Annotated in this window: 25 protein-coding genes; 15 read left to right on the plus strand and 10 right to left on the minus strand. The window is 62.0% G+C overall.

What is annotated here, in order from left to right:
• Positions 1-55: 55 nt before the first annotated feature.
• The 3 genes from sphantq_RS01515 to sphantq_RS01525 are packed head-to-tail and all read left to right on the plus strand — an operon-like array spanning position 56 to position 3305.
• Entirely contained in the window at positions 56-2050 is a 1995-nt protein-coding gene (locus tag sphantq_RS01515) for a TadE/TadG family type IV pilus assembly protein (RefSeq protein ID WP_272799399.1), read from the plus strand.
• Positions 2047-2643, plus strand: a complete 597-nt coding sequence (locus tag sphantq_RS01520) for a TadE/TadG family type IV pilus assembly protein (RefSeq protein ID WP_272799400.1) — start codon at positions 2047-2049, stop codon at positions 2641-2643. Before sphantq_RS01515 ends, sphantq_RS01520 begins: the two co-directional genes overlap by 4 nt.
• Positions 2640-3305, plus strand: a complete 666-nt coding sequence (locus sphantq_RS01525; protein ID WP_272799401.1) for a TadE/TadG family type IV pilus assembly protein — start codon at positions 2640-2642, stop codon at positions 3303-3305. The genes sphantq_RS01520 and sphantq_RS01525 overlap by 4 nt, the downstream gene beginning before the upstream one ends.
• A gap of 36 nt (positions 3306-3341) precedes the next feature.
• Here the strand turns inward: sphantq_RS01525 and sphantq_RS01530 are convergent, their stop codons facing one another.
• The 4 genes from sphantq_RS01530 to eno all read right to left on the minus strand — a co-directional run bounded on the left by sphantq_RS01530 (position 3342) and on the right by eno (position 7686).
• Complete coding sequence (locus sphantq_RS01530; protein WP_129926338.1) at positions 3342-4712, minus strand: pyruvate dehydrogenase complex E1 component subunit beta; 1371 nt, start codon at positions 4710-4712, stop codon at positions 3342-3344.
• Entirely contained in the window at positions 4712-5788 is a 1077-nt protein-coding gene (pdhA, locus tag sphantq_RS01535) for a pyruvate dehydrogenase (acetyl-transferring) E1 component subunit alpha (RefSeq protein WP_272799402.1), read from the minus strand. The genes sphantq_RS01530 and pdhA overlap by 1 nt, the downstream gene beginning before the upstream one ends.
• Before the next feature lie 234 nt (positions 5789-6022).
• Positions 6023-6334, minus strand: a complete 312-nt coding sequence (locus tag sphantq_RS01540; RefSeq protein ID WP_066603187.1) for an FtsB family cell division protein — start codon at positions 6332-6334, stop codon at positions 6023-6025.
• A gap of 77 nt (positions 6335-6411) precedes the next feature.
• Positions 6412-7686: a phosphopyruvate hydratase gene (gene eno / locus sphantq_RS01545; RefSeq protein ID WP_066603191.1), complete on the minus strand. Its 1275-nt coding sequence runs from the start codon at positions 7684-7686 to the stop codon at positions 6412-6414.
• 229 nt (positions 7687-7915) lie between these two features.
• Here eno and sphantq_RS01550 point away from each other — a divergent pair, with 229 nt between their 5' ends.
• From sphantq_RS01550 to sphantq_RS01570, 5 genes are all read left to right on the plus strand, one after another.
• The gene (locus sphantq_RS01550; RefSeq protein WP_272799403.1) at positions 7916-8545 is read left to right on the plus strand and encodes a hypothetical protein; all 630 of its coding nucleotides are present in this window, start codon (positions 7916-7918) and stop codon (positions 8543-8545) included.
• Between the two features lie 57 nt (positions 8546-8602).
• Positions 8603-8992 carry a phage holin family protein gene (locus tag sphantq_RS01555; RefSeq protein ID WP_272799404.1) on the plus strand — a complete coding sequence of 130 codons (390 nt, stop codon included), beginning with the start codon at positions 8603-8605 and terminating at the stop codon, positions 8990-8992.
• Complete coding sequence (locus tag sphantq_RS01560; RefSeq protein WP_272799405.1) at positions 8989-9312, plus strand: hypothetical protein; 324 nt, start codon at positions 8989-8991, stop codon at positions 9310-9312. Before sphantq_RS01555 ends, sphantq_RS01560 begins: the two co-directional genes overlap by 4 nt.
• A complete protein-coding gene (locus tag sphantq_RS01565; RefSeq protein ID WP_066603200.1) occupies positions 9305-9880 on the plus strand; it encodes a DUF883 family protein in 576 nt (191 codons plus the stop codon). The genes sphantq_RS01560 and sphantq_RS01565 overlap by 8 nt, the downstream gene beginning before the upstream one ends.
• A 104-nt stretch (positions 9881-9984) precedes the next feature.
• Entirely contained in the window at positions 9985-10206 is a 222-nt protein-coding gene (locus tag sphantq_RS01570; protein ID WP_066603202.1) for a DUF4170 domain-containing protein, read from the plus strand.
• A 101-nt stretch (positions 10207-10307) separates the two neighbouring features.
• Here sphantq_RS01570 and sphantq_RS01575 read toward each other — a convergent pair whose 3' ends face one another.
• The 6 genes from sphantq_RS01575 to carA form a co-directional block, all read right to left on the minus strand.
• Positions 10308-10967, minus strand: coding sequence for a rhomboid family intramembrane serine protease (locus sphantq_RS01575; RefSeq protein ID WP_066603204.1), 660 nt, complete (start codon positions 10965-10967; stop codon positions 10308-10310).
• A 2-nt stretch (positions 10968-10969) separates the two neighbouring features.
• Positions 10970-11446 carry a transcription elongation factor GreA gene (gene greA / locus sphantq_RS01580; RefSeq protein WP_066603207.1) on the minus strand — a complete coding sequence of 159 codons (477 nt, stop codon included), beginning with the start codon at positions 11444-11446 and terminating at the stop codon, positions 10970-10972.
• A gap of 78 nt (positions 11447-11524) precedes the next feature.
• On the minus strand, positions 11525-14860 hold the full coding sequence (gene carB, locus sphantq_RS01585; protein ID WP_272799406.1) for a carbamoyl-phosphate synthase large subunit: 3336 nt from the start codon (positions 14858-14860) through the stop codon (positions 11525-11527).
• Positions 14860-15276 carry a hypothetical protein gene (locus sphantq_RS01590; RefSeq protein ID WP_272799407.1) on the minus strand — a complete coding sequence of 139 codons (417 nt, stop codon included), beginning with the start codon at positions 15274-15276 and terminating at the stop codon, positions 14860-14862. The genes carB and sphantq_RS01590 overlap by 1 nt, the downstream gene beginning before the upstream one ends.
• 118 nt (positions 15277-15394) lie before the next feature.
• Positions 15395-15763 carry a ribonuclease E inhibitor RraB gene (locus sphantq_RS01595; protein ID WP_129926343.1) on the minus strand — a complete coding sequence of 123 codons (369 nt, stop codon included), beginning with the start codon at positions 15761-15763 and terminating at the stop codon, positions 15395-15397.
• Positions 15760-17025 (minus strand): glutamine-hydrolyzing carbamoyl-phosphate synthase small subunit, encoded by a 1266-nt coding sequence (gene carA, locus sphantq_RS01600; RefSeq protein WP_272799408.1) that lies wholly within the window; start codon positions 17023-17025, stop codon positions 15760-15762. Before carA ends, sphantq_RS01595 begins: the two co-directional genes overlap by 4 nt.
• Positions 17026-17179: 154 nt before the next feature.
• Between carA and sphantq_RS01605 the strand changes: the two genes are divergently transcribed.
• From sphantq_RS01605 to sphantq_RS01635, 7 genes are all read left to right on the plus strand, one after another.
• The gene (locus sphantq_RS01605) at positions 17180-17632 is read left to right on the plus strand and encodes a GatB/YqeY domain-containing protein (protein ID WP_129926345.1); all 453 of its coding nucleotides are present in this window, start codon (positions 17180-17182) and stop codon (positions 17630-17632) included.
• A 63-nt stretch (positions 17633-17695) separates the two neighbouring features.
• Complete coding sequence (locus tag sphantq_RS01610) at positions 17696-18079, plus strand: endonuclease domain-containing protein (protein ID WP_272799409.1); 384 nt, start codon at positions 17696-17698, stop codon at positions 18077-18079.
• Complete coding sequence (gene dnaG, locus sphantq_RS01615; protein WP_272799410.1) at positions 18076-19974, plus strand: DNA primase; 1899 nt, start codon at positions 18076-18078, stop codon at positions 19972-19974. Before sphantq_RS01610 ends, dnaG begins: the two co-directional genes overlap by 4 nt.
• 41 nt (positions 19975-20015) lie before the next feature.
• A complete protein-coding gene (gene rpoD / locus sphantq_RS01620; RefSeq protein WP_066603225.1) occupies positions 20016-22070 on the plus strand; it encodes an RNA polymerase sigma factor RpoD in 2055 nt (684 codons plus the stop codon).
• Positions 22071-22284: 214 nt separating this feature from the next.
• Entirely contained in the window at positions 22285-22965 is a 681-nt protein-coding gene (locus sphantq_RS01625; protein ID WP_066603227.1) for a DUF6975 family protein, read from the plus strand.
• A gap of 76 nt (positions 22966-23041) precedes the next feature.
• Positions 23042-23887 (plus strand): AAA family ATPase, encoded by an 846-nt coding sequence (locus sphantq_RS01630; protein WP_066605446.1) that lies wholly within the window; start codon positions 23042-23044, stop codon positions 23885-23887.
• A gap of 41 nt (positions 23888-23928) precedes the next feature.
• Positions 23929-24342, plus strand: coding sequence for a GFA family protein (locus tag sphantq_RS01635; RefSeq protein ID WP_066603229.1), 414 nt, complete (start codon positions 23929-23931; stop codon positions 24340-24342).
• Positions 24343-24444 lie beyond the last annotated feature (102 nt).

Below are 24444 nucleotides of genomic sequence, written 5' to 3' on the forward strand. Positions count from 1 at the left end.
CTGCCCAACCCGGATGTGGGGGGTTCTTGGGCGCGACATGGGTGATTGCAGGCAAATGGGCAAGGTAAACCAGTATCGACACGGCTTCCTGAAGCGACTGGCGGGCAACCAGGCGGGCAACGTCATGGCGATGGTCGCCGCGGCGATCATCCCGCTCGCCGCGCTGATCGGCGGCGGGCTGGACATGAGCCGCGCCTATATGGCGCGCGCCCGGATGCAGCAGGCCTGCGATTCCGCCGCGCTGGCGGGCCGCCGCGCGATGACCGGGGCGACCATGTCCACGACCGATATCGCCGAAGCGCGCAAGTTTTTCGACTTCAACTTCCCGCAAAATACGTTCCAGGCCGCAACCTTCACCCCGGTCATCCGCAGCAAGCCGGGCGAAACCACCACGGTGCAGGTGACGGCGGAAACGACCATGCCGACCACGATCATGAAGATTTTCGGCTATCAGACCCTGCCGCTCGCCGTGACGTGCGAAAGCCGGTTCGACATCGGCAATACCGACGTCATGCTGGTGCTCGACACCACCGGCTCCATGTCCAGCAACATGACCGACACGGACGGCACCGTCATGACGCGGTTGGCCGCGCTCAAGCTGGCGGTGAAGGATTTCTACGACACGCTGGGCGCGGGGTCGGACACGACCGGACGTATCCGTTACGGCTTCATGCCGTACAGTTCGACCGTGAATGTGGGCTATTCGCTGCCGTCGAGCGCGCTTGTCGGCGGAACGACCGGCGAAACCTGGAACTACCAGACGCGGCGAGCCATTTATTATTATGAGACATCATCGACGCCGTCGACCTGCTACCGGCGATATGGCCTCAATAATTGTTATACGTCGTCCAGCAACGCTAACAATGCATCGACATCATCGACCTTGTCTGCTTCCGGGTGCACGAGTTGGAGCGGCAACTACGGATCTAGCCCTGCCACCACAGGCAGCGCGCCATCCAACACGACCACCACCACATACAGCTACGATAGCTTCAACGGTTCCACCAACACTCCTTCAGGCAACAACAACCGCAAATGTGTCCGGCGCGAAAACATCGTCGCCAAAACTTATGCGACGACATACACGGCCGGCTCAGACCGGACATTCTACCAATGGGAGTATGGCCAATATCCGCTGGACGTGTCGAACTATGTCACCGGGAATGCGACGACCAACCCAACTTCCGTGACTGGTGCCACCACCGACGGCAACAATACGACCGTGTCGGCGACCAACACATGGGCGGGCTGCATCGAGGAACGCGATACGGACAGCAGTATCACCGCGACGACATCAACGTCCTACATACCATCGGGCGCCTATGATCTGCAAATTGACACCGCGCCGACCAATAAGGCGACCAAATGGCGTCCGCATTGGCCTGACGTGGAATTCACCCGCGCCGGCCGCTGGCTGAATGATAATCGGGATTATGATTATCGATCTGGCTCTGGCGGCTGGAACGCGTGCCCCAGCAAGGCGCGCAAGCTGGCGAGCTATACCAGTCGTACGGCGACCCCGACGGGCATGACCAGCAGTTTCAATAGCTATGTCGATGGCCTGATCGCGGTCGGCGGCACCTATCATGACATCGGCATGATGTGGGGCGCGCGCTTCCTGTCTCCCAGCGGTATCTTCGCCAGCGAAAATGCCAACGCGCCCAACGGCTTCAACATTTCGCGTCATATCATCTTCATGACCGATGGCGACCTGACGGCTTATCAGTCCGTCTATGGCGCCTATGGCTATCAGGCGCTGGACGGGCGGGTCGCGGCCACGAGCACGGACGATACCGGGCTTAAGGCCATCCACAAGCGGCGGCTGGAAATGATGTGCAATGCCATCAAGGGCAAGGGCATCACCATCTGGGTCGTCGGGTTCAAGGACAAGCCACCAGCGGGCACGCTCGATTCGGCCATGCTCGATACCGAGTTACAGACATGCGCCAACAGCGGCAACCACTGGTTCATGGCCTATAATCCGTCCACGCTGCGCCAGAAGTTCAAGGATATCGCCAAGAATATCGGCGGATTGAGGCTTTCCCAATGATCGGCCGGGTCGCCCATGTCCTCGCCCGGCTGCGCGATCATGTGCGCGGCGCCACTTTGCTGGAATTCGGTCTTGTCGCGGGACCGCTGATCCTGTCAATCATGGCGATCGGCGATTTGGGCTATCAATCCTATCTGCGCGCGGTGACGCGCGGCGTACTGGAGAAGGCGGCCCGCGCCGCATCGGTTGGCACGCTCAACAGCACGCAGATCGAAACCTATATCGATGCCCAGATGGCGGCGATCAATTCGAAGAACGGCACAACCTCCACGATCAAGAAAAGCTATTATAATTTTTCACGCGTGGGAAAGCCGGAAAAGATCACCACCGATACCGCGCCGCTGGGCAGCTATAATGTGGGCGACTGCTATGAGGACGCCAATGGCAATGGCGCCTATGACGCGGCGGGCGGATCGACCGGCCTCGGCAGCGCCGACGACATCGTCTATTATGAAGTGACCGTGTCGATGCCGCGCCTGTTCCCGATGGCCAAGATGCTGGGCTGGAGCGCGACCCAGTCCGCCACCGCGACCACCATTGTCCGCAATCAGCCCTGGGCGAACCAGAGTAAACCGACGATCAAATGCACATGATGACCATGCCCCCGCGCCTTTCGGCGCTCACGCGCCGCCTGCGCCGCGACGATCGCGGCCTGGCGCTGATCGAATTCGCCTTCTCGCTGCCGGTGCTGGTCGTGCTGTGCATGTCGGGACTGGAATGCGCGAACCTGGCGCTGGCGCATATGCGCGTCAGCCAGGTGGCGATGCTGGTCGCAGACAACGCCGCCCGCGTGCGCACGTCTATCGACGAAGCGGACGTCAACGAAATCATGACCGGCGCCGAACTATCGACCAATAGCCTGGCGTTAAAGGCCAATGGCCGGATATTCCTGTCGGACCTGGAGCCGAACGGTCTCAGCGGATCGAACGAGGGACAATATATACGCTGGCAGCGCTGCTGGGGCAGCGGCAGCTTCACATCCAGCTATGGCGTCGCCAACAATGGCAAGACCGACGCCAGCATGAAATTTGGCATGGGACCGGGCACGACCGCCGACAAAAAGGTGAAGGCGGCCAGCAGCACCGCCGTCATGTTCGTGGAAGTGGCCTATAATTATCAGCCGCTGATCACCAACTCGATCTTCGGCGCGAAGGTGATCCGCTACACCAGCGCCTTCAATGTGCGCGAACGAACCGACCAGCAAATCAAGAATGCCGGCGGCCTGGCGACATCGGCCACCGCCGCCTGTAGCTGATAGAAAAAGGGCGGCCGTTAGAGCCGCCCTTCCGTCTTATTTGTAGCAGACCTTCTTGGCCGCCGCGACGACGCGGCTCGCATCGATCAGCGCGGCCTTTTCCAGGTTCGCCGCATAAGGCAGCGGCACATCTTCGTTGGTGACGCGCAGCACCGGGGCGTCGAGATCATCGAAGCCCTGCTCCATGACGACGGCGGCGATTTCCGACGCGATCGAGCAGGTCGGCCAGCCTTCTTCCACCACAACGAGGCGGTTGGTCTTCTTCAGGCTTTCCAGCACCGTCGCGGTGTCGAGCGGGCGCAGCGTGCGCAGGTCGATCACTTCGGCGTCGATGCCTTCGCCCGCCAGCGTCTCGGCGGCTTCGAGGGCCAGGCCTACTCCGATCGAATAGCTGACCAACGTCACGTCCTTGCCGGCGCGCATGATCCGCGCCTTGCCGATCGGCAGGACATAATCGTCCAGCTTGGGCACGTCGAAGCTGCGGCCGTAGAGAAGTTCATTCTCCAGGAAGACGACCGGGTCGGTCGATCGGATCGCGGCTTTCAGCAGGCCCTTGGCGTCGGCCGCGTCATAGGGAGCGATGACGATCAGGCCGGGAACGGCGGCATACCAAGGGCCGTAATTCTGGCTGTGCTGCGCGCCGACGCGGCTCGCCGCGCCATTGGGACCGCGGAACACGATCGGGCAGCGCATCTGGCCGCCGGACATGTAATTGGTCTTGGCGGCCGAGTTGATGATGTGGTCGATCGCCTGCATGGCAAAGTTGAACGTCATGAACTCCACGATCGGGCGCAGGCCGCCCATCGCCGCGCCCGTGCCGATGCCGGCAAAGCCATATTCGGTGATCGGCGTGTCGATCACGCGCTTGTCGCCGAACTCGTCCAGCAGACCCTGGGTCACCTTATAGGCGCCCTGATATTCCGCGACTTCCTCGCCCATCACGAAAACGCGCTCATCCTTCCGCATTTCCTCGGCCATGGCGTCGCGCAGCGCTTCGCGCACGGTCGTCTTGACGAACTCGGTGCCTTCCGGGATCGCGGGATCCTGGACCGAGGCCTTGACGTCACTCGCCAGCTTGGACGTGCCGCTTTCAGCCTTCTTGGGCGCTGACGCGGCTTCCGCCTTGGGCGCTTCGGCCTTGGGCGCCGGCGCAGCTTCTTCGCCGCCCTCGCCCGCCATCTCGGCGATGACGGTGCCCACCTTCACGCCTTCGGTGCCTTCGGCGATCATGATCTTGCCGATCTTGCCTTCATCCACGGCTTCGAATTCCATCGTCGCCTTGTCGGTCTCGATCTCGGCGAGGATGTCGCCGGACTTGACCTCATCGCCTTCCTTCACCAGCCACTTGGCCAGCGTGCCCTCTTCCATCGTCGGCGAGAGCGCCGGCATCTTGATTACGATACCCATTAATATTGCTCCACCAGCACGTCGGTATAGAGTTCGGACAGTTCAGGCTCTGGCGAAGTTTCCGCGAAGTCGGCCGCCTCGGCGACGGTCTTGCGGATATCCTGGTCGATGCCCTTGATGTCTTCCTCGCTGACGCCGGCCTCGATCAGATATTTCTTCACGCCTTCGATCGGATCGGACTTGTCGCGCATCGCCTGCACTTCCTCGCGCGACCGGTATTTGGCCGGGTCGGACATGGAGTGGCCGCGATAGCGGTAGGTCTTCATTTCCAGCAGGATCGGGCCATTGCCCTCCTGCACCCACTTGAGCGCTTCCTCGGTCGCGCCGCGCACGGCCAGCACGTCCATGCCGTTGACCTGAAGACCCGGAATGCGGAAGCTTTCGCCGCGACGATAGAGCTGGTCTTCGGCCGACGATCGATTGACGCTGGTGCCCATGGCATATTGGTTATTCTCGATCACGAAGATGATCGGGAGCTTCCACAGTTCGGCCATGTTGAAGGATTCATAGACCTGGCCCTGGTTGGCCGCGCCGTCGCCGAAATAGGCGACGCACACGCCGCCATCGCCATTATATTTATGCGCAAAGCCCAGGCCCGCGCCCAGCGACACCTGCGCGCCGACGATGCCATGGCCGCCGAAAAATTTATGTTCGACGCTGAACATGTGCATCGAACCGCCCTTGCCGCGCGAAATGCCGGCTTCGCGGCCGGTCAGTTCGGCCATGATGACATTGGGGTCGATACCATAGGCGAGCATGTGGCCATGGTCGCGATAGCCGGTGATGACACTGTCCTTGCCGGGCTTGAGCGCGGACTGAATGCCAACCGCGACCGCTTCCTGGCCGATATAGAGATGGCAGAAGCCGCCAATCAGGCCCAGGCCGTAAAGCTGGCCGGCCTTTTCCTCAAAGCGGCGGATGAGGACCATCTGCCGATAAAATTCCAGCAACTCTTCCTTGCTGGCCTTGTAATCGGTCGGGGTTTGCGGGCGAGGCCGATTGTGGTCCGCGCCGGCAGCGGGTGCAGCCGCTTTCGCCTTTGCAGTCGAAGCACGCGGCGTCGTTGGTTTCGCCAAGGCTCTTATCCTTTTGCGTGGGGGTAGGATGGAAGGAAGGCCGATATAGCGGCAGAGTTGCATATATTGCAACGGCGGACCCCGCGGAATCCGGGCATAACCAATAGCCGCGTCCGAAAATTGATGGCGGAAGGGAATAGGTGCGCGGGCGCTCTGGAAGGGCTTGCAGCAAAATTACCGAGACGGCATTTTTAGCGCAAAATCATTTCATAAGCCTGCGCATGATGTCTCAGCTCAATTTAGCGGCACGACCACTTCGTCATGATGGATCACGCCCAGTTGACGGCGGATCAGTTCGTCCGACAGGTCGGGATCGACCCGGCGCGGATTGAGCAGATCGACCCGGTTGCGCAGTTCGGCGCGCGCCTCCTGCACATGCTTCAATTCAGCCTTCGCCTCATGCAATTGACGCGAATAATCGCCCCAGGCGAGCACGCCATTGGAGCCCAGCACGACATAGCCCGCGAAGAACAGCAGCAGAAGCAGCGCGATCGCGGGGCCGATGGCCGACCAGAGGAGGAGACGAAGTTTAGCGATATGCGCCATGGACCAGAAGAATCACAGGAAAAGGCTGGCCGCAAGCAAAAAATGCGTCGTTTGCGGCCAGCCGAGTCTCCTGATGCTTAGCGGAAGATCGAACGCCCGGCATAAACGGCGATGTCGCCCAGTTCTTCCTCGATGCGGATGAGCTGGTTATATTTGGCGAGCCGGTCGGAACGCGCCAGCGAACCCGTCTTGATCTGCCCGCAATTGGTCGCGACGGCGAGGTCGGCGATGGTCGCGTCCTCGGTTTCGCCAGACCGGTGCGACATGACCGCGGTGTAGCGGGCGCGGTGCGCCATGTCGACGGCGGCCAATGTCTCGGTCAGCGTACCGATCTGGTTGACCTTGACCAGCAGTGAGTTGGCCAGCCCCTTGCCGATGCCCATCGACAGACGCGCCGGATTGGTGACGAACAGGTCGTCGCCGACGAGTTGCACCTTGTCCCCGATCAGGTCGGTCAGCGCCTTCCAACCTTCGAAATCATCTTCGCTCATGCCGTCCTCGATCGACTTGATCGGATAGTCGGCGCACAGCGCGGCGAGATAATCGGCCATTTCGACCGGTGAGAGCGACAGGCCTTCGCCCGAAATCTCATATTTGCCGCTCTTGAAGAATTCGGTCGCGGCGCAATCAAGCGCCAGCACGACGTCGTCGCCCGGCTTGTAACCCGCCTTTTCGACCGACAGCATGATGAAGTCGAGCGCGTCGCGGGTCGATGCGATGTTGGGGGCAAAGCCGCCCTCGTCGCCGACCGACGTCGCCAGCCCCTTGTCGTGCAGGCCCTTCTTGAGCGTATGGAAAATTTCGGATCCGATCCGCACGGCGTCGGCGATGCTTTCCGCGCCGACCGGCATGATCATGAATTCCTGAAAATCGATCGGGTTATCGGCATGTTCGCCGCCATTGATGATATTCATCATCGGCACCGGCAGCACATGTGAGGACACGCCACCGACATAGCGATAGAGCGGCAGACCGCGCGCATCGGCCGCAGCCTTCGCGGCGGCGAGCGACACGCCCAGGATCGCGTTGGCGCCGAGGCGCGACTTGTTTTCCGTGCCGTCCAGGGCGATCATCGCGGCATCGACTTCGCCCTGGTCTTCGGCGTCCAGGCCGATCAGTTCGCCGGCGATTTCGTCATTGACGGCGGCGACAGCCTGAAGGACGCCCTTGCCCAGATATTGGCTCATGTCGCCGTCGCGCTTTTCTACCGCTTCATAAGCGCCGGTGGAAGCGCCCGAAGGCACGGCGGCGCGGCCGAAGCTGCCGTCTTCCAGCATGACATCGACTTCGACGGTGGGATTGCCCCGGCTGTCGAAAATCTGGCGGGCGTGAATATCGAGAATGGCGGTCATGATCGCTCCTGCACTTAGCGTCGTAACGGGCGGCCGTTGGCCGGGAATGTGCGATCCGCTTAGCCAGCGCCTCCGCCAATGGCAATGCAGGGGCTTGCGCAGGCGCAAAAAATGCCGATGGTCGAAAATGTAACGGCAACGGAACTGTAGGCCGCCGCGATGCATTTGTTCGGTGACCCCACGGCCTTTCTGGGCCGCGATGCCGATTTGAAAGGGAGACTAGAGGACCATGGCCGACACACCGGGAACCCCGCCCATCAGGCGCGTGAAGAAGACGGCAGCCGTCAAGCCCGTCAAGGCGAAGCCCGCCAAGTCCGCTATCGCGACTCCCTCTGCCCCCGCGGTGAAGGCCGCGCCGGTCAAGAAGGCCGCCACGCGCAAGGCGCCTGCCGCCAAGACGCCGGGCAATGGCGCCGCCACCCATGGCTGGACCGCGCAGATCGCCCCGATCAAGGCTCAGGCTGAAAAAGCCGCCAAGGCTGCAGCGGACACGCTGAACGCAGTTGATTGGAAAGCCCATATCGACCCGATCAAGGAACAGGCGGGCAAAACCGCCAAGTCGGCTGCCGGCGTCGCCAAAGGGAAGACCGGCACCGCCATGCAAAGCCTGGCCAAGCTGATCGCTGACACGGCCGGCACCGTCGATTCCAAGCTCGGCCCGCAATATGGCGATTACGCCCGCCAGGCTGCGGAATCGGTCGCCGGCGCAGCCGACACGCTCGATGCCAAGGATGTCGACCAGTTGCTGGGCGAAGCGCGCGATTTCGTGCGCAAAAGCCCGGCGGTCGCGATCGGCGCGGCGGCGGTCGTCGGCTTCGTGCTGATGCGCCTGGCCAAGGGGTCGGACGACAAGGCCTGACACAGCCGCGTATTTCCTGACCGACGCACGATCCTGCACGGCGGGATGGAGGCCCAATTGATTGACGAGCCAGCGGATACGGCGGTGACGCCGCACACCGATGGGCAGCCCGACGGCGCGCCCGAAGAAAGCGTACGCGAAACCATCGCGCGCCTTTATGTCGACGCCCGCGCCTATGCCGCGGCTGAAGCAGACAAGCAGAAATTGCGGGCGGGCATCATTGGTACTGGCGTGCGCAACGCCGCCATCTTCGGCTTCGTGGGGCTCATGCTCGCCTTCGCCAGCATCGTCGCCCTGCTGGTGGGCCTGACCATTGGTCTGGCGCAGGTTATCGCGCCGATCTGGGCCACGCTGATCGTCGTGGGCTGCGCATTGATCCTGGTCGCGCTGCTGCTGCTCGCGGCCAAAAACTGTATCACGCGGATGAAGAAGGCGATCGCGCCATGAACCTGGAAGCCCGCTATCGCCAGGCCTGCCAGCGTGCGAACGCCGCGCGCGGCCGCCTGTCCATCACCGCGGAAGAAGCCAAGGCGCGTGTCGCGCCCGCCCGGCTCAAACAGGATGTGAAGGACAGGGCCAGCAATGCCGTGTTGAACGGCGTGGCCAATGCCGCCGCTCAGGCGCAACAGCGGCCCGTCGCGATCGCCGCAGCGGCCACCGCCTTCGGACTCTTTCTGGCGCGGCGTCCGCTGGCGGCACTTTTCCAGCGGCTGTACGTTCGCTTCCAAGACACCCAGGTAGACAATTCGGAGACTGACGATGGCTGATATCCGCGCTCAACTGACCCGCGTTCGCGAAGCAGCGAACGACGCCGCCACAACCGCCACCGACCGGATCAAGGACACCGGCGAAAAGGCGCGCGAAAGCGCGGGCGAACTGATCCAGACCAGCCGCGATAAAGCGAGCGAAGCCTATGGCGAAGCGCGCGACAAGACCCAGCGCGTCGCCACCCGCGCCAATGAGATCGTGCAGGAACATCCGATCGTCGCCGTGGCCGGCGCCGTCGCGGTCGGCGCGGTCGTCGCCTGGATGTTCCCCAAAAGCCGCGCCGCCATGAAGGCGCTGCCGGGCTTGGCCATGACCGCCGGCTCGCGCTTCCTGGAGGCCGCAGCCGTCGCACGCGCCGCCGCTGCCGAGGGCGCCGAAACGGTGAAGCAGGGCGCGACCCACGCGCTCCACGCCGCCGGCGATGTCGCCGCCGATGCGCGCGACAGCGTCGCGTCTGCCGACCTGTCGGCGAAAGCCTCAAGGCTGGCAGATGAGGTGACTACGCTGGTCGCGGCGAAAGTCGATGCATTGAGTGACGCGATCAAGGCGCGATTGCCCAAAAGCTAATCACGATTGCGGCGAACGCAATCGATCCGGCCTCTGCTCTTCTTGGCGTATCGCGGTGACGATGCTAAGGCATCGCGATACGCATAAGGAGAATAGATAACGCCATGAGCAAAATGCATCTGGTGATGGGGGGTCGCGTGACGAATCCGCAGACCCTTGAATTTCAGGACCTCAGCAAGGTCGATCTCGTCGGTGTGTTCCCTGACTATGCGTCCGCAGAAAAGGCTTGGCGCAGCGCGGCGCAGCGCACGGTCGATGATGCGGAAATGCGCTATGTCATCGTGCATCTGCACCGCCTGTTGGAACCGGAACTTCCGGCCGCCTGATCGCCCTCCGTTCGCTCTGAGCTTGTCGAAGGGCTTTTCTTTTCAGAAGGAAGAGCAGGGACTTCGACAGGCTCAGCCCAAACGGACAGATTTTTTTAACCTTAATGGAGCGCGCGCGGCTTCTTTCTGAAGCGCCAGCGCAGGAGGGGCCGGGTCAGCGCCAGCCCCACCAGAAAGCCGCCGATATGCGCGGCGATCGCGATCTGGCCAAGTTCGCTCATCCCCGCGCCGCTCGCCAGCCCAATCATCAACTGCACCGCGATCCACGCGCCCGCCAGCCACAGCACACGCACCAGATTGGACGATATCGGTCCGATGGCGCGCACCTGCTGCTGGCTGTAGAGCAACGCATAAGGCGCGATGATGGCGGAAATGGCGCCGCTGGCCCCGACCATCGGGTTCGTGGAACCCGGATCGATCGCCCATTGCGCCAGGCAGGCGCCATAGGCACCGACGACATAAAGGGCGAGCGTCCCGGCCCACCCTAGCACATGCTCCACCTGCCGCCCGCAGAAGAGCAGCATCAGCATGTTGAAGCCGATATGCAGCCAGCCGGCATGGATGAAGGTGCAACTGAGCGGCGTAAGCCAGGCGGGCGCCGCGGCCATGCCGTCAAGCAGCGCAGGATCGCCCAGGCGCGCAGGAATGAAGCCGCCGACGATCGCGGCGTTATCGACCTGCCCCGTCAGATAGAGCAGCAGGAAGGCGGCGACCGTAATCGCCCCAATCCCATTGGTCAGTCGGCCAGCCGGCAGCTTCACGGTCAGATGAAATCGATCTTGTCGACTTGGTAGAATTTGTCCCCGGACGGCACGGACACTTCCACGTCCTCGCCCACCGTGCGGCCGATCAGCGCGCGGCCCAGCGGGCTGTTATAACTGATCATGCCCTGCTTGGCGTCCGCTTCGGCCTGGCCGACAATCTGGTATTTCACCGGCTTGTCGTCTTCATCCAGCAACGTCACGGTCGCGCCGAACACGATCTTGTCGCCCGACAGGGTCGTCGGGTCAATCACCTGGGCGCGGGACAGCTTGTCCTCCAGATCGTTGATCGTCGCCTCGACCTGGCCCTGCCGCTCCTTGGCGGCGTGATATTCGGCGTTTTCGGACAGATCACCGTGCGCGCGCGCTTCTTCGATGGCGTCCACGATCAAAGGCCGCTCGGCCTTCAACTCGCGGAGCTGCGCGGTGAGCTTGTTATAGCCCATCTGCAGCATCGGCATCTTCTCGACGGTCGCCATTTGCAAATCCTTCGTCAAAACTTCCCTTTGGCGACCCGAACGTCGGGTCGCCCGCAGCATGCTTCCTTGTGCAGGGGATCAGGCTTGCGACAGGGGATAATAGGACTGGAGCGAGCGCACTTCAAGGGCATGACCCCGTAAAGCCTCGATCGCATCGGCCGCAGCGACGCTGGCGGCGGCCGTAGTGAAGCTGGCCACCTTGTGGCGCAGCGCGCTGATGCGGATTGCCTTGCTGTCTTTGAGCGACTGCCAGCCTTCGGTCGTGTTGAAAATGAGCTGCACGTCGCCATCGCTGATCTTGTCCACGATATGCGGGCGGCCTTCGGCGACCTTGTTGACCCGCTGAACGGCGATGCCCTGCTCTCCCAGATATTGGGCGGTGCCGCCGGTCGCGATCAGCCTGAACCCCATGTCCACCAGCTTGCGCGCGGCGGGCAGTATGACCGGCTTGTCGCTATCCTTGAGCGAGATGAACACCGTGCCCTCGGTCGGCAGCATGGTGCCCGCCCCAATTTGCGCCTTGGCAAAAGCGGTAGCAAAATTGCTATCAATTCCCATGACTTCGCCGGTGCTTTTCATTTCCGGTGAGAGAACCGGATCGACGCCGGGGAAGCGGCCGAAGGGGAATACCGCCTCCTTGACCGCCACATGGCTGATCGCGTTGCGGTCGATCTTCGGCAGATCCTTGATCTTCTCGCCGGCCATCACGCGCGAGGCGATCTTAGCGATGGGGGTACCGATCGCCTTGGCGACGAAGGGCACGGTCCGGCTGGCGCGCGGATTGACCTCGATCAGATAGACAATGCCGTCCTTCACCGCGAACTGGATGTTCATCAGGCCGCGCACCGACAGGGCATGGGCCAGCACTTCGGTCTGGCGCTCGATCTCTGCGATGATCCCGTCCGACAGGCTGTATGGCGGCAGCGAGCAGGCGCTGTCGCCCGAATGGACGCCCGCCTCCTCGATATGCTGCAACACGCCGGCCACGACCACATCGTCCCCATCACACAGCGCATCGACATCGACCTCGATCGCGTCGCGGAGATATTGGTCGATCAGCACCGGCGAGTCGCCCGACACCTTGACCGCGGTGGTGATATATTCCTCCAACTGCGCCTGTCCGTCGACAATCTCCATCGCCCGGCCGCCCAGCACATAGGACGGGCGCATCAGGACGGGATAGCCGATGCGGTTGGCGACCGCGATCGCTTCCTCGCGGCTGCGCGCGATGCCGTTGGCGGGCTGGCGCAGCTTGAGCTTGTCGATCAGCGCCGCGAAACGCTCGCGATCCTCGGCAAGGTCGATCGCGTCGGGGCTGGTGCCCAGGATCGGGATGCCCGCATCCTCCAGCGCCTGCGCCAGCTTGAGCGGCGTCTGGCCGCCAAACTGCACGATCACGCCTTTCAGTGTCCCGTTCGACATTTCGACGTTCAGGATTTCCAGCACATCCTCGGCCGTCAGCGGCTCGAAATAGAGGCGGTCAGACGTATCATAGTCCGTCGAAACCGTCTCAGGATTGCAGTTTATCATGATGGTTTCATAGCCGACTTCGCTCAGCGCGAAGCAGGCATGGACGCAGCAATAGTCGAACTCTATCCCTTGCCCGATCCGGTTCGGCCCGCCGCCCAGGATCACCACCTTCTCCCGGTCGGTAGGCGCGGATTCATTCTCGGCCTCGCCGAAGATCGGCGCTTCATAGGTCGAATACATATAGGGCGTCTTCGCCTCGAACTCGGCGGCGCAGGTGTCGATGCGCTTGAACACCGGGCGCACGCCCAGTTTGTGGCGCAGTTTGCGCACTTCATCCTCGGTCACACCGCCGGTCATCGCCTTGACCGCTTCATGGATCAGGCCCGAACCGCGCGCGATGCCATGCTCGTTACCTGCCAGATTGGCCGACTTGAGCGCCAGATAGGCCAGCCGCTTATCGGAAAAGCCCATGGCTTTGAGGCGCCGCATCCCGTCCGCATCGCGCGGCAGGCCGTTTTCCAGCACTTCGGCTTCGGCATCCACGATTTCCTTGATCCGTTCCAGGAACCAGGGATCGAACTTGGCGATATTGTGGATTTCCGCGACACTCAGCCCTTCGCGCAGCGCCTGCGCCGCGACCAGCAACCGGTCCGGCGTCGGCTGGGCGAGCGCGGCGACGATGTCGTCCTTGGGCGCGCCGACCAGATGATCGACGGTGTTGAAGCCGCTGAGGCCCGTTTCCAGCCCGCGCAATGCCTTCTGCATCGATTCATGGATGTTACGGCCGATCGCCATGACTTCGCCGACGGACTTCATCGCCGTGCCCAGCAGCGGCTCGGCGCCCTTGAACTTCTCGAACGCGAAGCGGGGGATCTTCGTCACGACATAGTCGATCGTCGGTTCGAACGACGCCGGGGTCGCGCCGGTGATGTCGTTGGTGATCTCGTCCAGCGTGTATCCCACCGCCAGCTTCGCCGCGACCTTGGCGATCGGGAAGCCCGTCGCCTTGGAGGCCAGCGCGGACGAGCGCGACACGCGCGGGTTCATCTCGATCACGACCAGACGGCCGTCCTTCGGATTGACCGCGAACTGTACGTTGGAACCACCTGTTTCGACGCCGATTTCCCGGAGTACCGAGATCGATGCATTGCGCATGATCTGATATTCCTTGTCGGTCAGCGTCAGCGCCGGGGCGACGGTGATAGAGTCGCCGGTATGGACGCCCATCGGATCGACATTCTCGATCGAACAGATGATGATGCAATTGTCGTTGCGATCCCGCACGACCTCCATCTCATATTCCTTCCAACCGAGAAGGGACTCCTCGATCAGCACCTCGGTCGTGGGCGACGCATCCAGTCCGCCGCGCACGATCGTCATGAACTCGTCGCGATTATAGGCGATGCCGCCGCCGGTGCCACCCATGGTGAAGCTGGGCCGGATGATCGACGGCAGGCCGGTGAATTCCAGCCCCTCCAGCGCCTCTTCCATCGTATGCGCGATCCGCGAGCGGGCCGATTCCAGGCCGATCTTGTCCATCGCGTCGCGGAACTTGATCCGGTCCTCCGCCTTGTCGATCGCTTCGGCATCCGCGCCGATCATCTGCACGCCGTACTTCTCCAGCGTGCCATCGTTGAACAGCGCCAGCGCCGTGTTCAGCGCCGTCTGCCCGCCCATCGTCGGCAGCACCGCGTCCGGCCGCTCCTTCTCGATGATCTTCGCCACAATGTCGGGCGTGATCGGCTCGACATAGGTAGCGTCGGCAAATTCCGGGTCGGTCATGATCGTGGCCGGGTTGGAATTGACCAGGATGATGCGATAGCCCTCTTCCTTGAGCGCCTTCACCGCCTGCGTGCCCGAATAATCGAACTCGCACGCCTGGCCGATGATGATCGGGCCAGCGCCGATGATGAGGATGGAGGAGATGTCGGTTCTTTTGGGCATTATTGGCTCGCCAAACTAAGATATGAAAAGTACGCAGCAATACAGGCCGCCACGGCAGCGATCAGAGCTGCTACCGCATTGACTGCATTCCAATTTAAGTCGGCAATTCGTTTCTTAAAACTGCGCTTTAACAAGCGCTTATTCGTTTGCCGCGCCGCCTCTTGCCCAGCTTTGCTGAAAGAAAAATACGCGCTTCCTTCATTTCGAAGGTGTCCCCATCCCTTTCTCTCCCATTCGATCGCGATTAAAATGATGTCACGACTGTGGTAGGAAGCACTATTGAGACCGAAAGACGAAGGAGCCGGAACATTCAGTAGATCAATTTCACGTCTTGATTCATTATAAGCAAATGAAACCGCTTCTACCAAAAAATGGTCCGCTTGACGCTGTAGTCTAGGTCTTAACAACTGGCTCACGTTGCTTCCCCCGATGCATCGATACGTTGAAAAGCAAAATAAATGCCACTAATTGTTAACGCGGCCCAACGATTGTTGCTGCAAAACGCTAACATGCGATTAGCCAAGGCATGTCCCATCAATGCACCGCCCCCGTCTGCGCCTCGCACCCCCAGCCGTCATATTCGACGCCGCAGAGGATTTCGATCTGGAGGCATTTGCGAGTCAGCGCGCGGATCGACTGCTCGTCGACGGGCTGCACGCATTCCAGGAACAGGTACAGGTCGCCCTCCTCATCCTCTTCCCGGTCGAGTTCGACAAAGCCGAACTGGCTGGCGATGGTGAGCAGCCGTTCGAAATCCTTTTCGCTGCCGCGGAAGGACACATCCACCGGCCGCGCGATCCGCGCTACGTCGCCATTGGCGGCGAGGTTGGCGAGCACGTCCTTGTCCGCCTCCCACTCGGCGGCGAGGCGGGCTTCATCGACGGGGGGGAGGTTGAGGCTCATGCCGCGACCGGACCTTTGAGGCCCGCCACGAACCGCTTGAACAGGTAGAAGCTGTCCTGCGGCCCCGGCGAGGCTTCGGGATGGTACTGCACCGAAAAAGCGTTCCTGTCGGTCAGTTCGATCCCGCAATTGCTGCCGTCGAACAGCGACACATGGGTCGCGCGGACATTGGCGGGCAGCGTGTCGGCATCGACCGCAAAGCCATGATTCATGGACGTGATCTCGACCAGCCCGTCGTCCAGCCGCTTGACCGGATGGTTCGCACCGCGATGACCCTGATGCATCTTGATCGTCTTGGCGCCCACGGCCAGACCCAGCAACTGATGGCCCAGGCAAATACCGAAGATCGGCACATTCTCGGTCAGCAGCGCGGCGATCACCGGCACGGCATAGGCGCCGGTCGCGGCCGGATCGCCAGGGCCGTTGGAGAGGAACACGCCATCGGGCTGCAAGTCCATCACCTGCTCGAACGTCGCGGTCGCGGGCAGCACGGTGACGCGGGCGCCGGCTTTCACCAGATTGCGGAAGATATTGTTCTTCGCGCCGTAATCGATCGCCACGACATGCGGGCGCGGCGCGGGCGTCGGCAGATCCTGTTCCGCGAACAGCAGCGGCTCGCCATCCTCGCCCACCGCGGGATAGCCCGCCGCGACCGTCTCCAGCGCATCGGTGGCGTCGACATCATAGCCCTTGCCCAGCGTCCAGCCGCCATCCTTCCACAGGCGCGTCTCCTTGCCCGTGACTTCGATGGCCAGATCCATGCCCTCCAGCCCCGGCCAGCCCGCCGCCTTGGCGGCCAGCGCGGCGATATCGAACTGGCCGTCGGGATCATGGGCGATCACGACATTGGGCGCGCCTTTGACGCGGATCAGGCGGGTCAGCGCGCGGGTATCGACACCGGCGAGGCCAATACGGCCATTGTCCGCCATCCACTGGTCAAAGGCCATGACATTGCGGAAATTGCTCGGCGCGGTCACGTCCTCGCGCACGATGCAGCCCAACGCGTAAGGATTGTCCGCCTCGACATCGTCCAGGTTGGTGCCGACGTTACCGATATGGGGAAAGGTGAAATTGATGATCTGCCCGGCATAGGACGGATCGGTCATGATCTCCTGATAGCCGGTGATCGACGTGTTGAAGCACAGTTCGCCCACAGCCTCGCCGATCGCGCCGAAGCCGCGCCCGAACACCGCGGACCCATCGGCGAAAACCACGACCCCTGTCGCTCCTTTAGGCACGGTAAGGGTTTTGGCGTCAGCCATGGCGGTCGGTCCTTTATGCTTTTGCGGGAACCCGTCTGATGCGGGTTAAACGGCCGGTCACCTATGCCCCCACGCCCGCAAGGTCAACGTCTGTTAAAAATCTCTTTTGGCGCTATATCTGCTCCTTTCCGCAAGCAACAGGATTAATGCGTCGATGATTCGCGATACCATCAAGAGCGCCCAGGTCACCGCCATGAAGGCCGGCGACAAGGACAGGCTGGCGGCCGTGCGCCTGATTCTGGCGAAGCTGAAGGACCGCGACATCGAACTGCGCACCGCCTCCACCATGCCGGACGACGACGCCATCGTGGTCGAAGTGCTGCAAAAGATGGTCAAGCAGCGCCGCGAATCGATCGAGATGTTCAGGAACGGCGGCCGCGACGAACTGGCGGCCAAAGAACAGGCGGAGCTGGAGGTGATCGAAGGCTTCCTGCCTGCGCAACTGAGCGAGGACGAGACGAAGGCGACGATCGAGAGGATCAAGACCGAGGTCGGCGCGGCAAGCGTGAAGGACATGGGCAAGGTGATGGCGGTGCTGAAGGAACGCCATGGCAGTGTGATCGACATGAGCAAGGCGAGTGGAATGGTAAAGGCGGCGCTGGGCTAAGCTATCATTGATAGTTCCCCTCCCGCTTGCGGGAGGGGTTAGGGGAGGGCATGTTCCACATCAATGGACAAAGGCTACGCCCGCCCCACCGCGAAAGCGCGCGCACTGCGTAATAATGCCACGGACGTCGAACGCGCCCTATGGCACGTCATCAGTGCCCGAAAAATCTCCGGCATCCGTTTCAACCGTCAGATTCCCATCGGCCAATTCATCTGCGATTTCGTGGCGCGATCCATCGGCCTGGTGATCGAAGTCGACGGCGGACAGCATAATGATGAGGTTGATGCGGAACGGACGCGCTACATCGAAGCACAGGGCTTTCGCATGATCCGTTTCTGGAACAATGATGTTCTGGGCAATATCGAAGGCGTGATTGAGGAAATCGAACGGGTGATTGCAAACATGCCCTCCCCCGACCCCTGCCGCAAGCGGGAGGGGAGAGATTGAGCCTTTCCCCCGCTTTCCTCGACGAACTGCGGATGCGCACGTCGCTGTCCACCCTGATCGGCCGCACGATCAAGGTCACCAAAGCGGGCCGCGAATACAAGGCTTGCTGCCCCTTCCATAATGAGAAGACGCCCAGCTTCACGATCAACGACGAGAAGGGCTTCTATCATTGCTTCGGCTGCGGCGCGCATGGCGATGCGATCCGCTGGATGACCGACCAGCGCGGCCTGCCCTTCATGGAGGCGGTCAAGGAACTGGCGCAGGCCGCCGGCATGGACGTCCCCGCCCCCGATCCGCGCGCCGCCAAGCGCGCCGAACAGGCCAAGGGCCTGCATGACGCCATGGCCGCCGCGCAGGGCTTTTTCGAGGAGCAACTGGGCGGCATCGACGGCGGTGAAGCCCGCGCCTATCTGCAAAAGCGCGGCATCAGCGATGCGACACGCCGGGCCTTCGGCTTCGGCTTCTCCCCTGACGGGCGCGGCCGTCTGAAGAGCGCGCTCAAGGATTTCGGCGAGCCGATGCTGGTTGAGGCCGGACTGCTGATCGATCCTGAAGCACTGGAGCAGGGCAACGCCAGGAAACGCGAAAGCTATGATCGCTTCCGCGGGCGCCTGATGCTACCCATCCGGGACATTCGTGGCCGCGTCATCGCCTTTGGCGGCCGCATATTGAGCGCGGGCGAGCCGAAATATCTGAATTCCCCCGACACGCCGCTGTTCGACAAGGGCCGCACCCTCTACAATATCGACCGCGCCTCCCCCGCCAGCCGCCAGACCGAACGGGTGATCGTGGTCGAAGGCTATATGGACGTGATCGCGCTTGCGCAGGCCGGCTTCGGTGATGCCGTCGCCCCGCTTGGCACCGCGCTGACCGAACATCAGATCGAGCGGCTGTGGAAAATGGTCGAAGTGCCGATCCTCTGCTTCGACGGCGATTCGGCGGGACAAAAGGCCGCGATCCGCGCCGCCACCCGCGCCCTGCCGCTGCTGCGCCCCGGCCATAGCCTCTGCTTTGCCACCCTGCCGCCGGGCAAAGACCCCGACGATCTGCTGCGCGAGAGCGGCCCGCAGGCTATGGAAGCGGTGCTCAAGGCGGCCGAACCGCTGATCGAACGGCTATGGAGCCATGAACTGAGCGCCATGCCGCTCGACACGCCCGAACAGAAGGCCGCGCTCAAGCAGCGGCTACGCGCCATAACGGATGCGATCGCCCATCCCGACGTCCGCGCCCATTATGCCCATGAATTTCGCGAACGCTATGACGCGCGCTTCTTCGCCCGGCGCGATAACACCCCGGCGCAAAGGCAGGCGCGCGGCGGCGGGGATGGCGGCCGCTGGCAACGTGACAAGCGCGGCAACTGGAAAGCGCCGATTCCCGCGGCCGGTTTTGAAGTCCGCGCGATCGGCGCCAATGGCCTGGAACAGCGACTGCTACGCGCCGTCCTGGCCAGTCTGCTGCGCCATCCCGAACAGATTCTGCCCCATCGCGAGATGCTGTCGGCGCTGCAAATCGCTGATTCGCTGCTGGCGCAATTGCTGGACGTGATGATCAGCACGTCCTTCCGCAAAGAAACAGTTGAAACACAGGCCCTCCTTACCATATTGGGGCAAGGTGAGTTGTATAATATGGCTAAGGGGATGCTCCGGGCCGATGCGTTCAAACTCACTCCCGACAGGACGACCACCGATCCTGATCGCGTCGCACGCGATCTTGAGGAGGCCGTTCGGGTAATGACGCAGGGACCAGAGCTTGAGCGGAATTTGGCCGTAGCGACCGAGCGGGTGAAGGCGGATGTGAGCGAAGAGAATTTGCTGGCGCAAAATCATGCGCTGGTTGCTCATCGCAACCATCTTCTCCGCTTGGCGGAACTCGGCCAGTCCGAAGACATTATTTGATGAGATCGTTCTTGCGAGAGCGGCGGAGTTAAGGCGAATAAATGGCGACCAAGGCGAACAGCAAGAGTGCGGCGGGTGCAGGCGATGGCGGGGATGAAGGCGGCGACGCCCCCCTGCTCGACCTCAACGAAGCCTCGGTCAAGAAGCTGATCGCGCGCGCGAAAAAGCGCGGCTACATCACCTATGACGAGTTGAACAACGCCTTGCCGCAGGACCAGATGTCCTCCGAGCAAATCGAGGACGTGATGTCCGCGCTGAACGACATGGGCGTCAACATTGTCGAAAATGAGGAAGCGAGCGAAGACGGCGACGAGCAGCGCGAGCGTGAGGATGCCGACGACGCCGAAGATGATTCGGGCGATGATGATGGCGGCCCGAAGCTCATCACCGAAAAGAAGAAGGAAACGGTCGATCGCACCGACGATCCCGTTCGCATGTATCTGCGCGAAATGGGCGCGGTGGAACTGCTCAGCCGTGAGGGCGAAATCGCCATCGCCAAGCGGATCGAGGCGGGCCGCGACACGATGATTCTGGGTCTGTGCGAAAGCCCGACGACCTTCAACGCGATCATCGAATGGTCGACCGCGCTCAACAATGGCGAAATGCAGCTGCGCGAGATTCTCGATCTCGACGCCATGCTGTCCAAGGACCCTGCCCCGGAAAGCCTGGAGGAAGGCGCCGAGGATGATGATGGCGAGATCAGCGAGAAGACCGCTGGCCCTAGCTTCAAGGAAGAAGAAGAGCCGGAGGAGGAATCCGCCGACGCCGACGAGGATGAGGACGGCGCCCCCCGCGCCCGCCGCGTCGAGGAAGAAGAGGAAGAGGACAACACCCTCTCCCTCGCCCAGATGGAAGAGACGCTCAAGCCGATGGCGCTTGAAAAGTTCGCGACCATCACCGAAATCTTCCGCGCCTTTTCCGCCGCTCAAGAAGCCCGCATGGTCGCGATGGCGGTTGGCGAAGTGCTGAGTCAGAAGGCCGAGGATGATTATCATGATTTGCGCGAGCAACTCACCGCGCAGGTCGAAAGCGTCCAGTTCCACCAGCAGAAGATCGAATATCTGGTCGATCAGCTCTATGCCTATAACCGGCGCCTGACCGCGCTGGGCGGGCAGATGCTGCGCTTGGCCGAACGCCATAAAGTCAGCCGCAAGGATTTCCTCGACCGCTATGTGAATCATGAGCTCGACGACGCCTGGCTCGACAAGGTGCAGGGCCTCGACAAGAAATGGGCCGCCTTCGCCGCCGCCGAAGGGCGGGCGGTCGATCGCATCCGCAATGAGGTGAGCGAAATCGCCCAGGCGACCGGCATGTCGCTCAGCGAGTTTCGCCGCATCGTCAACATGGTGCAAAAGGGCGAGCGCGAAGCGCGCATCGCCAAGAAGGAAATGGTCGAGGCGAACCTGCGCCTGGTCATCTCTATCGCTAAAAAATATACAAACCGCGGCCTGCAATTTCTTGATCTTATTCAGGAAGGCAATATCGGCCTGATGAAGGCGGTGGATAAGTTCGAATATCGCCGCGGCTACAAGTTCAGCACTTATGCCACCTGGTGGATCAGGCAGGCGATCACCCGTTCGATCGCGGATCAGGCGCGGACCATCCGTATCCCGGTCCATATGATCGAAACGATCAATAAGCTGGTCCGCACCAGCCGACAGTTCCTGCACGAGCAAGGCCGCGAACCTACCCCGGAAGAGATGGCCGAGCGCCTCTCCATGCCGCTCGAAAAGGTCCGCAAGGTGATGAAGATCGCCAAGGAGCCGATCTCCCTCGAAACGCCAATCGGCGACGAGGAGGACAGCCATCTGGGCGACTTCATCGAGGACAAGAATGCGATCATACCGGTGGACGCCGCGATCCAGGCGAATCTGAAGGAAACTGTCACCCGCGTCCTGGCGTCTCTCACCCCGCGTGAGGAGCGCGTGCTCCGGATGCGCTTTGGCATCGGCATGAACACCGACCACACGCTGGAGGAAGTCGGCCAGCAGTTCAGCGTCACCCGCGAACGTATTCGTCAGATCGAAGCGAAGGCGCTGCGCAAGCTCAAGCATCCGTCGCGCTCGCGCAAGATGCGGTCTTTCCTCGATCAGTAACGAAAGCATCGTTCGGAAAAGTGGAAACTGGTTTTCCGTAAAAACGATTCGGCGACAAAAACTAAATTGATCGGTAAATAGTAATTAACCATCGTTGACGAAAAAGGGCGGCTTTCACAGTCGCCCTTTCTGATTCCGTAAACCGGACGTTTACTCCGGCCTACTATGCCTTGGGATCGCAGCCTGCCGATGCGGGCGTAATAGGGATTTGGGCATGAGCGAAGCGGCACCGCGCTATCAATTTGGCGACATAGCGCGAATTTTGGAGGCGCTGGTCGCCGCCGATGGAACGGCCGCTCATGCCTATGCCAATCGCGCCGGCACCGGTGTAGCGCGCGACGCGCTGCTCTCGCTGTCCGACCTGGCCGACGCGACCTATTATCTCTGCATGCTCCACGGCCGTCATCCCGGCGTGATCGATCATGCCGCGACCCGTTCGGCCGACAATGCCGCACGCCAATGGCTGATCGAGACGGCAGACGCCTTCGCTCGCGAGCGCGCCTATCTCACCCAGGTCACGGTCGCCACCGGTCCCGCGCCCAGCACGGCAGGTCAGGCCGATTGTGAAACCGCCGTCAGCCAGCAGCGCCATGCGCTCGACATGCTGGCCCAGTCCGACCGCCGCGGTTGCGCCATGGGCGCTGCAATGGCTTTGGTGCTCGATTGGCGCGCGGTGCGCCAGGTCCTTGACATGGCGGCCCTGCGCGCAGGCCTGGAGCCCCATCCCTATGCCATGCCCGATCGTAACGCGACGCTGGATGTCGCCCGCGCGATCGGCGGCGACGATGGCATCGACCGCGCGATCCAGTTCGGCGCGCGCCAGTTGCTGAACCAGCATCGCGGTCTGTGGGATCTGCTTGCCGCCCGCGCCGACGTGCGCGCCCGACAGGCCTAATTTCCCCTTTTACGATTGCGCCTGCCCATCGCTTTGCCTAGTCCGGTTGTCATCGGCAACCGAATGGAATAGCAATATGCGCTTTGAAGGCACGCAGGATTATGTCGCCACCGACGACCTGAAGGTCGCGGTCAACGCCGCCGTGTTGCTACGTCGCCCCTTGTTGGTCAAAGGGGAGCCAGGCACCGGCAAGACCGTCCTGGCCCAGGAGATCGCCAAGGCGCTGGACGCGCCGTTGATCGAATGGAACGTCAAGTCCACGACCAAGGCGCATCAGGGCCTCTATGAATATGACGCCGTCGCCCGCCTGCGCGACGGCCAGTTGGGCGACGCGCGCGTCCACGACATCGCCAACTACATCCGAAAGGGCAAATTGTGGGAGGCCTTCACCTCGCCCAAGCTGCCCGTGCTGCTGATCGACGAGATCGACAAGGCCGACATCGAATTTCCCAACGATCTGTTGCAGGAACTCGATCGCATGGCCTTCCACGTCTATGAGACGGGCGAGACGATCGCCGCGGCCGATCGCCCGGTCGTCATCATTACGTCGAACAACGAGAAGGAGCTGCCCGACGCTTTCCTGCGCCGTTGTTTTTTCCATTATATCAAATTTCCGGACCGCGACACGCTGGCGCAAATCGTCGACGTCCATTTCCCCGGCATCCAGAAGATATTGGTCAGCAAGGCGATGGATATCTTCTACGATATCCGCGAGGTGCCGGGCCTCAAGAAGAAGCCCTCGACCTCCGAACTGCTCGACTGGCTCAAGCTGCTGCTGAACGAGGATATGCCGCTAGACGTTCTCCAGAACAGCGATCCGACCAAAGCGATCCCGCCGCTCCACGGCGCGCTGCTCAAAAATGAGCAGGACGTCATGATGTTCGAACGCCTCGCCTTCATGGCGCGCCGACAGGGGCGGTAACGCAGGATCACCGCCAACCTCCGTTGTGCTAAGGAATATCTATGTCCCACACCGCCGGATGCCTCTGCGGCGCCGTCCGCATCATCATCGACGCCGAACCAATCGCCGCGCGCATGTGCTGGTGCCGCCTGTGCCAATATCTGGGCGGCGGATCGGCGACCGTGAACGTCGGCTTCCCATCGGACAAGATGACGACCAGTGGCGACGTCCGCTGGCATGACAGCGTCGCCGACAGCGGCAACGCGATGAAGCGCGGCTTCTGTCCCACCTGCGGTACGCCACTGTTCAGCCTGGCCGAATCGCGCCCGCATCTTACCTTCATCCGCGCCGGCGCGCTCGACGATCCTTCGCTGATCGGGCCGCAGGCGGTGATCTGGACCGATGCCGCCCCTGGCTGGGCGCATCATGATCCCGACCTGCCCCATTATCCTGCGCAAATCCCGCCTGTGCCCTGAAACAGGCCCAGAGCGCCACGCGCGCAAAATAGACGCTTGCGCCCCCCGGTTTAGTCTGTAGCCTCTCCTTCATAGTTCAATGCCGCGCAAAGACGGTATCGA

It is taken from the genome of Sphingobium sp. AntQ-1, assembly GCF_028538045.1.
In the GTDB taxonomy this organism is placed as follows: domain Bacteria; phylum Pseudomonadota; class Alphaproteobacteria; order Sphingomonadales; family Sphingomonadaceae; genus Sphingobium; species Sphingobium cupriresistens.